Annotated in this window: 9 protein-coding genes; 1 reads left to right on the plus strand and 8 read right to left on the minus strand. The window is 30.6% G+C overall.

Features of this window, described 5'->3' with window-relative positions; translation table 11 throughout:
• Positions 1 to 92: 92 nt before the first annotated feature.
• From ACJDTP_RS24480 to murI, 5 genes are all read right to left on the minus strand, one after another.
• On the minus strand, positions 93 to 3,278 hold the full coding sequence (locus ACJDTP_RS24480; RefSeq protein WP_406762719.1) for a S8 family serine peptidase: 3,186 nt from the start codon (positions 3,276 to 3,278) through the stop codon (positions 93 to 95).
• A gap of 152 nt (positions 3,279 to 3,430) precedes the next feature.
• Positions 3,431 to 4,099: a helix-turn-helix domain-containing protein gene (locus tag ACJDTP_RS24485; protein ID WP_406762720.1), complete on the minus strand. Its 669-nt coding sequence runs from the start codon at positions 4,097 to 4,099 to the stop codon at positions 3,431 to 3,433.
• Position 4,100: 1 nt separating this feature from the next.
• Entirely contained in the window at positions 4,101 to 4,472 is a 372-nt protein-coding gene (locus tag ACJDTP_RS24490) for a DUF3783 domain-containing protein (protein ID WP_011967399.1), read from the minus strand.
• Positions 4,473 to 4,524: 52 nt separating this feature from the next.
• The gene (locus tag ACJDTP_RS24495) at positions 4,525 to 5,049 is read right to left on the minus strand and encodes a peptidylprolyl isomerase (RefSeq protein WP_039773411.1); all 525 of its coding nucleotides are present in this window, start codon (positions 5,047 to 5,049) and stop codon (positions 4,525 to 4,527) included.
• 105 nt (positions 5,050 to 5,154) lie between these two features.
• Positions 5,155 to 5,934 carry a glutamate racemase gene (gene murI, locus ACJDTP_RS24500; RefSeq protein ID WP_406762721.1) on the minus strand — a complete coding sequence of 260 codons (780 nt, stop codon included), beginning with the start codon at positions 5,932 to 5,934 and terminating at the stop codon, positions 5,155 to 5,157.
• A 481-nt stretch (positions 5,935 to 6,415) separates the two neighbouring features.
• Between murI and ACJDTP_RS24505 the strand changes: the two genes are divergently transcribed.
• A complete protein-coding gene (locus ACJDTP_RS24505) occupies positions 6,416 to 7,525 on the plus strand; it encodes an HD-GYP domain-containing protein (protein ID WP_406762722.1) in 1,110 nt (369 codons plus the stop codon).
• A gap of 120 nt (positions 7,526 to 7,645) precedes the next feature.
• Here the strand turns inward: ACJDTP_RS24505 and ACJDTP_RS24510 are convergent, their stop codons facing one another.
• The 3 genes from ACJDTP_RS24510 to carA form a co-directional block, all read right to left on the minus strand.
• Positions 7,646 to 7,879: a hypothetical protein gene (locus ACJDTP_RS24510; RefSeq protein WP_017209546.1), complete on the minus strand. Its 234-nt coding sequence runs from the start codon at positions 7,877 to 7,879 to the stop codon at positions 7,646 to 7,648.
• Positions 7,880 to 8,073: 194 nt separating this feature from the next.
• Entirely contained in the window at positions 8,074 to 11,283 is a 3,210-nt protein-coding gene (gene carB / locus ACJDTP_RS24515; protein WP_406762723.1) for a carbamoyl-phosphate synthase large subunit, read from the minus strand.
• 14 nt (positions 11,284 to 11,297) lie between these two features.
• Positions 11,298 to 12,347 carry a glutamine-hydrolyzing carbamoyl-phosphate synthase small subunit gene (carA, locus tag ACJDTP_RS24520; protein WP_406762724.1) on the minus strand — a complete coding sequence of 350 codons (1,050 nt, stop codon included), beginning with the start codon at positions 12,345 to 12,347 and terminating at the stop codon, positions 11,298 to 11,300.
• Between the last annotated feature and the right edge of the window lie 718 nt (positions 12,348 to 13,065).

Genomic DNA, 13,065 nt, shown 5'->3' on the forward strand with positions numbered 1-13,065 from the left:
ATAGCAGCTCCTATTCTAATCACAGCTATATAATATAGCTAACATAGAAAATGGGAACTGCTTCTACATCTAAAAACCATCTTAATATAATTCTAATAATAAAATTTAGGAATTCCTCTTTTATTATCTAAACCTGGTATAATCGGAGGTATAAATTCATTCATTCCAAGCGTGCTTCTTAAACTTGAAGAATCTCTAAGTTCTGCTATCCTTGATACTCCAACATAGATGTCTGATATTCTATACCATGTTGCATAATCAACAATTCCGGTTTGTGGTAATGTAAATATTTGTTGAAATGTTTTAACTGCATCTGCTGTCTTTTGATTAAACTGTCCATCCTCAGCAACCTTAGGTATCAAAGGATAATTTCTAGCTATTCTATTCAATTGATTCTGGATAGTTCTTACTGATGGACCTGAAGATCCTATAGTAAGCGGTTCACCAGGGTATGACTGTGGGCTACCAGAAACTTTTTCAGCTGTAGTTAATTCGATATCATTTCCATAATAATTTTTCAAAATATCATATGGAACCATTCCTTGTTGAGCTAATTGCTGACTTCCCCATTGGCTTAACCACTGAGGGCAGGTAACACTCTTTCCATCACAATATTGTGTCAAAAGTGGTTGTTTAGCTCCAACTCTCCTTATATAAGTAGAAAATATTTCATCTACAATAGCACTTATACTGTCGTAAATATTTCTTCCATAATTAAATGCGTGATCATAAGCTGTTGAACTAGTAATATCAAAATTCTTTCCTTTTCCTCTGTACCATTCAGTATAAATTCTATTTAGCGTAAATGATACAATGCAGAATACATTTGCTCTTATAGCAGATTCATTCCAAGTTGAATATATTTCACTGGAAGCAACATTTTTAATATAGTCTTTAAAAGGTACCTTATAATTTGGTGCTGATGGATCATTAGGCCCACCTTGGTGTACAATAATATATTCTGGAACTATTGGTTGAGGCAATACAACTCCCGAACTTGGTGGGGGTAACTGCTTTTCTGGATCCTCTGGTATTTTAGGTGGGAAATTTCCATTCAAGGTATTTGGTTGTATATTTATAACCTCTTGTCTCATCATTCCCCTTCCTGAGTTACTTGTCAAATTACAAATCTGATAGGCAACCTGTGTAGGAAATACTTGACATCCTCTTATTACTATTGGGTTAAATCCATCTCTTTCAACCGTTATATCATATAAACTATAAGGCACTTGGTTGCTATTAGGATTCAAAGAATATTCTAAAGGTGGCGCTGTCAATTCAATTACTTGTGTCAATCCAACTGAATCTGTAACTAGCTGAATACTATTAACACTTTCAGCGCCTTGTGGTGTTCTTACAGTTATTCTGGCTCCATCAATTGGAATATAATCATCCCCCCTGAAACATTGAATCTTTAACCTACCGATATTTGTTGAGGTATTTCCACTACTCGTATTCTCCATAACTTCCCTCTTTATATTTTTTCTCAAAATATTATATTTATTAGGTACGCTATTTGTTACCTGTATATCTCTTGAATTTATATTTCCTCTAGTCAAAATAGCATTTAAATCATTTTGTAACGCTCTTAAACTGTTGAATATACATACTTCACCATATCCCCATAAGGGATTTGGATATGTTACATCTGTACGCCTTCTTCTGGCTCCTCTTAATAAATAATATTTTAACCTTTGACCGAACAAATATGGATCATTTCCTTTAACTATTCCCCATTGCATCATCAACGCACATATTCCAGATACTTGAGGAGTAGCCATTGATGTACCTGTTTTATTATCATATCCACCATTTGGTACCGGCCCTGCAATATCCTCTCCTGGGGCTACTAAATCAGGTCTTACTATATTCTGATCTTGTGCACCTCTTCCACTGAATGATGATAAATTATTGGTTCTATAATTATAACTTCCTACAGCTATTATATTATCTACTGTTGCTGGTATGCCAAGCGTATTATATTGATTAGGTTCTAAAAATTTAGTTGCAGGATTTAATCCTTCTAAAACTGGAAGCCATATTGAATATGCTCCTAAGTATTCATTCGTAACATTTATTTCTAATGTCCATACACCTTCAACAAGAAAGCCAGATCTAGCAGAAAGAATTATTCTGATTTCACTATTCAATTCAAAAGGTTTAGGTCCAGATACATATATATCGTATCTATCACTCCCTATTGTTCCTTGAATGTAACCTTCTTGTATATTAATATTTCCAGTTCCTTGGCTTGTTGGATTTATTATATTAACTGATATATTAGGCAATATTGTCTTATAAAAATTCATTACTATTGATTTTTCTTCGCTTGCTATATTAAAAATTTGCCTTTGTGTTTTAACTAATTGTCCGCCAACATGATGACCTGCATCACCTTCATTTCCTGCCGCAATAACAATAGATACTCTTTCCAAGTTAGATATCGTCCTAATGTATTGCTCTAGTAAGCTGCTTCCATCGTGTGCTCCATCATTAGTGCTAAGACTAATACTAATAACTAGCGGCATATTCAGTTCTTTACCTTTATCTATAAGAAATTTGATTCCCTGCATAATCTGAGAGCTTAAGATTGCAGTTCCCCTAGCAGCTTTAACCATTGCTATGGACGAATTAGGAGCTACACCTCTATACATAGGATTTATTCTTCCCCCACCACATGCGATTCCTGCAACGTGAGTTCCATGTCCACTATTGTCTATTGATGGAACTACTGAGAAGGGATTATTGGATTTTATTGCTTCATTTATCATTTGCTTATTATATACATTTCCCCCTGTACTTAAATCATAAATGTATTCTATTCTAGTGGATATTCCGGTCGAATCCATAAAAGCAGGGTGAGTATAATCTATCCCAGAATCTACAAAGCCGACTAATATCCCTTCACCTGAAACATCAAAATCTGGAGCCAATTGAAGTATACAGGATGCCCTATTACTTTCTTGGTCTTGCTCATATAAGTTCTTTGGTAATTCTATATATTGAATAGAATTACTCATTGATAGCTGTTCTAATTTATCTCTGGGTATATTAACAACAGCGAAGTTAAATCCTAAATCCTGAAAAGTTCCTCCTAAGCTTTCAACAAATGATTTTGTTTGTTCTTGAGTGTCTCTATATAAAATATTGAGCTCCACATTGTTACCCTGACTCTGATACTTATAACCTAGTTCATCTAATATAGCTTTTGGAACATTAGTTAATAATCCTATTGATGCATCTACCTTTGAAGATATTTGTGTCTCCAATTCAGGCATAATTACCACACCTTAATTAAATATATTCATAGATATACTATGCAATTAAATGTTTTAATGTAACAAAAACAGAGAATAACTGAAAAATTCAATTATTCTCTGTTTCTACCTACGCTTTAATTCTTGAATATAAGAGTTCTTACATTAGTTGTTTATAATGTAATCTCTAGTCTTTCTAATTTGGCAATTATATCTACTTCTTTTAATTCCATGGTTTCAGTAAGAAGACTTCCAGCATTACTTACTAAAAGTAATTTAGAATTACCTAATACCTTTATTTGTCTTACTTTCCTTTTTCCCTTATAATCTATTAAGAAAAATCCGCTATTACTTATATCCTTCACAGCATGTGCAAATGCAACATCACCCTTTAGCATTCTAAATCCATTCATTTCATCATCTTCAATTTCTAAATAAAATACTTTATCTTGAGGATAATTCTCGATTTTATTTGAATGAATAGGCATCTCTTTAGAACCCTTTTTATTAGATAGTGAATAATCATATATTGGAACACTTCTAAGTACTGATGAGAAAGCATCAGTCCAAACTTCTGAACTTTCTACATTTCTTTTAGGAATTTCCTTTAAAGTTTTTCTTTCTTCCATCAATACTTCATCGGTAACAACCATGCTTATGTCATTTAAATCAGCTTTTAATACCTTGCCCGCTTTATCTATTAGTGATTCAGGTGCAACTTTTCTTCCCATTTCAACTTCATTTAAATATTTTTCTGCTACACCTAGTTTTTTAGCTAAAGCTTTAACCGTAAGTCCGCTCTTTTCTCTAGCTTGTTTTATATTTTCTCCTACACGACTCACTTTACTTTCTCCCCTTTTGTTGTTCTTTATACCATTCTCTTTCTTCAATTAAGTGCTCTAATAGATATTTAAAAGTCCACTTGTAATTCTGTGCTGTAGATACAGCAAGTACTCCACCTTGAATAAAGCTTCTAATATATCTAATAGTAACTTTCAATTGTTCATCCTTAAATCCATTGAAAATTAGTGCCTTTTCACTCAACTGCATTTCATCGTAAGAATCTTCATTTTTGTTTCCATTAATTATATCTTCTAATGTCATTAAAGTCATATTCTTATTAATTTCTATAACTTTAATATTCTGACTCTCAATTTTCTTAATTTCATCCTCTTTTAATCCATACGCTAATATACATTTATTATTTGTAGCCATCCATGACACCTCTCTTCTTTTTACTTACTATAGTCTTGTAGAATGGTATTTTTTATTCTTCAATTATTTCAGGCTCTTTTATTTCTTCCCCTTGCATATCTACTGTAACACTTTTTATTACTTGATCTTCATAAGGCCTATCTGACATATCAGTTTTTTGTGCAACAATCTTATCGGCTACTTCCATTCCTTCAATAACCTTACCAAATGATGCATACTGGCCATCTAAATGTGGAGCATCAGCTACCATAATGAAAAATTGGCTTCCTGCTGAATCTGGATGCATAGCTCTAGCCATTGATAATACTCCTCTTGTATGTTTTAAAGTATTCTTAAAACCATTGCCTGTAAACTCTCCCTTTATTGAATATCCTGGACCACCAATACCTGTTCCTTCTGGGCATCCCCCTTGAATCATGAAATTTGGAATAACTCTATGAAATATTAGACCATCATAAAATCCTCTATTGATTAAGTCTACAAAATTTCTCACTGTATTTGGTGCTGCCTCAGGATATAATTCTGCTTTTATAACTCCACCATTTTCCATAGTCATTGTAATAATTGGATTCTTCATCTTTAAATATTCTCCTCTCGATATCAATCTTAATTAGTATTATTATCTAAAATATAAATTTAAATTCATACTTACATTATATATTTCAATAAATCTGAATCATATTTATATTTTAAAATTAATTAAACTATAACAAAAATCTATCACTTTATCATCATTTATTGAATTACAAATTTCTATATTCCCCTTTTCTTTAGAATCATTTAGTAAACCACTTTCAATTAACTTCCTCTTCAATTCTTGAGCAGTACCAAATCCACCATCAATAAGAGGTATTTCCTTTCCAATAACGTTTGATAAAGCCTTTTTTATAAATGGATAATGAGTACATCCAAGAACTATGGAGCTTATATCATTATCTAAGTAACCTTTGAACTTTTCCTTTAAGTAATACTCTAGATCTTCGCCCTCTACTATTCCCTGTTCTATAAATTCTACTAGCCCTGCACATGGTAATGATATTATATCAGCCTCATTTTTATATTTATCCATTAATAATTTAAATTTCTTTTCCCTCAATGTCATAGGCGTTGCCATTATTATTATTTGACCTTTTCTATTTAACTTAACAGCTGGCTTTAATGCTGGCTCTATTCCTATTATAGATATCTGTTTATATTTACTTCTAATCTCTTCTATTGCTGCACTAGTTGCAGTATTGCACGCTATTACAACCGCTTTAACATTTTTACTTAGTAAAAACTCAACAGCATCAATTGTAAGATCTCTTACCTCACTTACGTTCTTAGTTCCATATGGTGCATTCTTTGAATCTCCGAAATATATAAAGTTTTCATTAGGCATGATAGATATTGCTTCTCTCATCACGCTTAAACCTCCTACCCCTGAATCAAAAAATCCTATGGGGTCAGTTTTTATATTCAAAACATCCTCACTCCATTTTTTCAAATATTTAGGTATGCACAAATAACTAATCAGATATATGAAACCACATTTCACATCTAAAAATAATTTTGGTTGAATCTTAATTATTAACTAATATTTAAAATTACAATATAAAAAAGTGAACATAAATCCGATTTATTATTCTTTAATATATTTTATCTACAAATATTTTATTACTTTATTTATCCAATGTCTATAATTTCTGGTTTTCATATACTCAAGTTGATAATTAAATGAATTATAAAATATTAACTTATTTACATAACCTTTTTTATTGCATTATTAAATATAATTTTATCAAAAAACTCTATATCATTCAAAATAAACGTCTTTTTATATAAAAATATTTTCATATTTATGCGAATTTTGGATATTATTTTAAGATTTTTACATTATCATTGTATAAATTTGCATGTTATTTATGATATAATGATTATTATTAATTTGGTGAGGTATAATCATGCGATTAATTCCAATTGAATGTGTAAGAGAAAATTCATTGCTAGGCAAAGACATATATACCCCTGATGGTAGATGTCTACTTAGAGCTGGTATTCTGTTAAACGATATTATGTTACAAAAAATTAAGGAATATAAAATATTCTCTTTATATATAATTGATGACTATAGTTCTGCTGAAATTGAAGATGTTATAAAGCCAGAATTAAGACAAAAATCTATATCTATAATTAAAGAAACATTCTCTGATATAGAAAGAATAGCTTCTGTTCATAAATTTGAAAAGAGAAGTATCAGTGAGTATACAAAGCAGGAACAACAATATTTTAATTCAATTACTAATATAGCAGAAGAGTTATTAGACAATGTTTTATCAAATAAAAATATACTGATTTCTTTAGTTGATATAAAGAGTATGGATAATTATACTTATGCTCATTGTGTAAATGTTGCTGTAATATCACTTATACTTGGAATCAGCTTGAATCTATCTAAACGCAACCTAACTTATCTCTGTATTGGTGCACTGATTCATGATATAGGAAAATCATTTATTCCAAGTGAGATTCTTCAAAAACCAGGAAAATTAACACCTGAAGAATTTGAAGTAATAAAGAATCATTCACTATATGGATATAAATTTTTGAATAACTTTTTTAGCTTAAGCTCTCATATCAAACTTATAGTTCTTCAACATCATGAAAGATTTGATGGACTAGGTTACCCTAATAGTATATCTGGTAATAAAATTAGCTATCTCGCTAGAATTGTAAGTATTGCAGATGTTTATGATGCATTAACTTCTGACAGGCCTTATAAAAGAGCTATGTGTCCAAGTGATGCACTCGAATACTTAATGTCAAATGCCGGAACACTCTTTGATCATGATATGCTTAACGTATTCTGTAAAATTGTTATCCCATTCCCTCAGGGAACAATTGTAAGCCTTAGCAATGGTGATATAGGAGTAGTTGAAGAGACTATGCCTAACTTTCCACTAAGACCAACTATAAAAATACTTAAAAGCGATTATCCTAATAAAATTGGTTCTAAAGTCAATTTAATAGAAAATCTTTCAATTGTTATTTCCGATATAAAATATGAAATATAAAATAAGCTACTAAATTATAAATTTTTGTAGCTTATTTTTTATATATTCTTTAATTTTTCACTAGTTAATGAATGAAAGTTTAGATATATAGTATGAAAATTCATCTAGATTTTATGTACTTTAATTTATGCTTCTTCTATTTAAAAATGGATTCAAATTTGCCAGTGCTTCAGCCTCTTTAAAACTTTTTGCTCTAAAAACTAACGTCCAACCATTTTTATCATACTTTCCAGCACACATTATGTATTTTTCTTGTTGTTTTATGTAATTACCTTGTTTATCTATAATTAAGCTTCTAATATTATCAATGCTTTTACAGTTTAACTTAACAAAAAAATTTCCCGATTCGTTCATAATACACATCTCCTTAGCAAACATATGTTCATTGATTTTATTATACAGAACATATGTTCACTTGTCAATATTTCCTTTTAATAATATATTTCATGAAAAAAACTAGGATACCATCTGTCATATCCTAGTTTTAATTTTTAAATAAGTGCAGTAACTTGATTAGTCTTTTTAATACTGCTTTAACTCATTAATTTTTATTTTGCTATATTGAATACTTCCAAATCCTTATTCTCATCAAACTTCTCAAGTTCCACATCTGCAATTGCTCTTAATGTATCTAATGCTGTAATTACTCCTAAGTTTCTCTCAACTGCTGCTCTTCTTATTAAGAAACCATCTCTTTTAGAATCATTTCCTTTTGTTGGAGTATTTACAACTAAGTCTACTTCTCTGTTTTTAACTATATCTAAAATATTTGGTTCTTCTTCATCTATCTTTCTTATTTCTTCTACTTCTATACCTGCTTCCTTCAATAAAGCGCAAGTTCCTGATGTTGCAATAAATTTGTATCCTACTGATGCTAGATCTTTTGCTATTGGTAGGAATTCTGCCTTATCATGCTTATTTATTGTAGCAAGTATTTTTCCTTTTTCCTTTGAAGGATACATATACGCTCCAACAAATCCTTTGTAAAGTGCTTCCTTTATGTTTCTACCAACTCCTAAAACTTCTCCTGTTGATCTCATTTCAGGTCCTAAGCTTACTTCAACATTAGGTAATTTTTGAGTTGAGAATACTGGAACTTTAACTGAAACTAGTTCAGGTTCCTTATATACATCTATTCCATATCCCAATTCCTTTAATTTAGCCCCAAGCATTACTTGTGTAGCTAAATCTACTATTGGAACTCCACTTACCTTGCTTATATATGGTACTGTTCTTGATGCTCTTGGATTAACTTCAATTACATATAATTCTCCTTCAAATTCTATGAATTGAATATTTATCATACCCTTTATCCCAATTGCTAATGCTAATTTTTTAGTATACTCTAATACATCAGCTTTAATTTTGTCAGAGATATTTTGGCTTGGATACATAGTTACGCTATCCCCTGAATGAACTCCAGCTCTTTCTAAGTGTTCCATGATACCCGGTATTAAAATATTCTCTCCATCTGATATGGCATCTACTTCTATTTCTCTGCCCATTAGATATTTATCTATAAGTATTGGATTTTTACTGTCTTTAGCGAAAGCATTTTCTAAATAGTATGTTAACTCCTCTTCGTCATGAGTTATTTCCATTCCTTGACCACCAATTACATATGAAGGTCTAACAAGTACTGGGAACTTTAATCTCCTAGCTTCTTCTAATCCTTCTTCTAACGACCATATTCCTTTACCTTTTGGTCTTGATATTCCTAATCTTTCTAGTAATTCATCAAACTTTTCTCTATCTTCAGCCATATCTATTTGATCTGCTGTAGTTCCAAGCGTTACAATATTTTGTTCTTTTAAGAAGTTTGCAAGCTTAATAGCTGTTTGACCACCAAATTGAAGTATTACACCATCTGGTTTTTCTTTTTCTATTATATTTAAAACATCTTCTTCTGTTAATGGCTCAAAATATAACTTATCTGATACATCAAAATCAGTACTTACTGTTTCTGGGTTGTTATTAACTATAATAGTTTCAATTCCAAGTTTCTTTAATGCTTTTACGCAATGTACTGAAGCGTAGTCAAATTCAATACCTTGCCCTATTCTTATTGGACCTGAACCTATAACTATAACTTTTTTATTATTTGATACTTCTACTTCATCATATTGCTCATAAGTTGAGTAATAATATGGTGATAATGCTTCAAATTCTCCTCCACAAGTATCAACCATTTTATATGAAGGCTTTATACTCCATATGTCTCTTAATCTATATACATCGTCTGGACTAACCTTTAGCATATCAGCTATAGCTTTATCAGAAAATCCTTTTTTCTTTAAATGATGTAACCATTCCTTATCTAAATCTTCTATTTTACTTAATTTCAATCTTTGTTCTTCTTCAACTATCCACTTTATTTTTTCTAAGAAGAACATATCGATTCCAGTAATTTTATTTATTCTATCTATCATGTAATCTCTTCTTATCATCTCAGCTAATGCAAAGATTCTTTCATCATCAGGCTTCATTACTATGCTCTTTAATTTTGAAATACTATATTCTTTAAATTTATTATGATCTAATGAATATTTTCCTATTTCTAAGCTTCTAATTCCTTTTAAAAACGCCTGCTCAAAATTGGCTCCAATAGCCATAATTTCTCCAGTTGCCATCATTTTTGTTCCAAGTTCTCTGTCAGCACCAAAGAATTTATCGAAAGGCCATTTTGGTATTTTTACTACAACATAATCAAGTGTTGGTTCGAAACACGCATATGTTTTTTGTGTAACAGCATTTTTTATCTCGTCTAATCCATATCCAAGAGCTATTTTAGCGGCAAGTTTTGCAATAGGATATCCTGTTGCTTTTGATGCTAGTGCTGAACTTCTTGAAACTCTCGGATTTATTTCTATAACTGCATATTCAAAACTATTTGGATTTAGTGAGAACTGTACATTACATCCACCTTCAATTCCAACTGCATTTATTATATTTATTGATGCTGTTCTAAGCATTTGATATTCTTTATCTGAAAGAGTTTGTGATGGAGCTACAACTATACTATCTCCAGTGTGTATACCAACAGGATCTATATTTTCCATATTACATACAGTAATACAGTTTCCATAAGAGTCCCTCATTACTTCGTACTCTACTTCTTTCCATCCCTTAACACTCTTTTCAAGTAGAACTTGACCAATTGTGCTTAGTTGAAGTCCTGATTCTAATATGGTTTTAAGTTGTTCCTCGTCATCAGCGATACCACCGCCAGATCCTCCTAATGTATAAGCCGGTCTAACTATAACTGGATAACCAATCTTATTAGCAAACTCCAAACCTGCAGTTAGGTCAGTCACAATTTCACTCTTTATAACTGGTTCACCAATCCTATTCATCATATCTCTAAATAACTCTCTATCTTCACCTTCTTTAATTGATGCAATAGAGGTTCCAATTACTTTTACATTGTATTTTTCTAATATACCAGAATCATGTAATTCTACTGCAAGGTTAAGTCCTGTTTGACCACCCATTCCTGCAAGTAAGCTGTCTGGTCTTTCTTTAGCAATAACTTTTTCAACAAATTCTAATGTTAATGGTTCTAAATAAACTTTATCTGCAACTTCTTTGTCAGTCATTATTGTTGCAGGATTTGAATTTACAAGTACAACTTCTATACCTTCTGATTTCAATGCTTCACAAGCTTGAGTTCCAGAGTAATCGAACTCTGCTGCTTGACCTATGACTATCGGACCTGATCCTATAACTAAAACTTTTTTTATATCTTTATTTAATGGCATTTTACTAAAACCTCCTATAGTGCATATTCTAAGAACTTATCAAATATATATTCACTGTCTTTTGGACCTGCTGATGCTTCTGGATGAAATTGAACTGAGTATATTGGTAAAGTCTTATGTTTCATTCCTTCTACAGTTCCATCATTTATATTAACGTGAGTAACTTCCATGTCATCTGGTAACTTCTCTACTACATACCCATGATTTTGCGAAGTTATATGCACAATATTAGCTTCTAAATCTTTAACAGGATGGTTGCATCCCCTATGTCCGAACTTCAATTTAGTAGTTTTACCACCTAACGCTAATCCCAATAATTGATGCCCTAGGCAAATACCTGTTATTGGTTTCTTTCCAACTAATTTTTTAATATTTTCTATGGCAAAATCTAAATCTTCTGGATCTCCAGGTCCATTAGATAAAAATATTAAGTCCGGGTTAATATTTAAAACTTCTTCTGCTGTTGCTGTTGCTGGGAATATAGTTAATTTGCAGCCTCTCTTTTTGAAATTTCTTATTATATTAGTCTTTATACCGAAATCCATAACCGCAATATGTTTTCCTGTTCCTTCAACTACATAAGACTTATTTGTTGTAACAATCTTTACAGCTTCTTTAGTAGAAAATCCTGCTATTTTTTCTTTCACATATTCATCGTCAACATCTTCTAGTGCTATAAGGCCTCTCATAGTACCACTATTTCTTAAAACCTTAGTTAAAGCTCTTGTATCTATTCCTTCCAGGCCAATAACTTTTCCTTGTTTTAAAAAATCTTCAAGTTCTAATTCACATCTAAAGTTACTTGGCATATTACATTTTTCTCTAACAATAAACCCCCTTACTTTTATTGAATCAGACTCCATATCTTCAAGGTTTATCCCATAATTCCCTATTAAAGGGTAAGTCATCGTTACTATTTGTCCGTAATAAGATGGATCAGTAAGTACTTCTTGATAACCTGTCATTCCAGTTGTAAATACTACTTCCCCAACGCTTTCTTTTAGATATCCAAAAGCTTTTCCTTCAAAAATCATGCCGTTTTCTAATATAAGCTTTGCTTTCATACTTAAGCCTCCTACAAATATATTTTTGCTAAAACTACACCTTATGAATCTTTGTTTAATATAAAACAAAAGGATAATAAAGAGATTTCAGAAAACCTGATCTCTTCACTATCCTGTGATATACCATACAAATATTTGAATTCAAAAAATAAGCTATGAAATTTTTCATTCAGCTTTCAAATATCATAGTTATGCTTCCCTTTTTGGCCTCACAGGACCAAGTTAAAGTGTATCTTAACTTTTAAAATTTCTCTTTCTAACTATTCTAGTTGATAGATAATCCTGTGTCAAGATAATTTAAGGATAGTTTAATATTTAATATAATTATTTTTATTTATTACTTATTGTCTATTGCTTATTTATTTTTAATTTATTCAATATATAAATCTTATCATAAAAATAAGATTATATAAAGTATAAAAATACACTTATTTGAATTTTTATTCATATATTTTTTTATTTTAGATATAAATATACCATTAATTCAAATAATTCCTTTTGTAGATTAATCCTTAATTATATGTGAATTAAAATATGTATCCTAATTAAGTAACTAAATATTTATTATGATAATTCTATACTTAAATTGATATAATACATGCATATTTATATAAAAAAAAGAATAATAGCTAGTATAAATACTAAAATGTACCCTTTGTCAAGGACAATTTAAAAAAAGATAGACTAATTTAAAAGATGATTTCTGTATTTAACGGGA

Source organism: Candidatus Clostridium helianthi, from assembly GCF_045310795.1.
In the GTDB taxonomy this organism is placed as follows: domain Bacteria; phylum Bacillota; class Clostridia; order Clostridiales; family Clostridiaceae; genus Clostridium; species Clostridium helianthi.

Bases quoted from the DNA above. Each gene is read 5' to 3' on its own strand.
- ACJDTP_RS24480 (WP_406762719.1), bottom strand. From the start codon at position 3,278: ATGCCTGAATTGGAGACACAAATATCTTCAAAGGTAGATGCATCAATA.
- carB (WP_406762723.1), bottom strand. From the start codon at position 11,283: ATGCCATTAAATAAAGATATAAAAAAAGTTTTAGTTATAGGATCAGGT.
- ACJDTP_RS24505 (WP_406762722.1), top strand. From the start codon at position 6,416: ATGCGATTAATTCCAATTGAATGTGTAAGAGAAAATTCATTGCTAGGC.
- carA (WP_406762724.1), bottom strand. From the start codon at position 12,347: ATGAAAGCAAAGCTTATATTAGAAAACGGCATGATTTTTGAAGGAAAA.
- ACJDTP_RS24510 (WP_017209546.1), bottom strand. From the start codon at position 7,879: ATGAACGAATCGGGAAATTTTTTTGTTAAGTTAAACTGTAAAAGCATT.
- ACJDTP_RS24490 (WP_011967399.1), bottom strand. From the start codon at position 4,472: ATGGCTACAAATAATAAATGTATATTAGCGTATGGATTAAAAGAGGAT.
- ACJDTP_RS24495 (WP_039773411.1), bottom strand. From the start codon at position 5,049: ATGAAGAATCCAATTATTACAATGACTATGGAAAATGGTGGAGTTATA.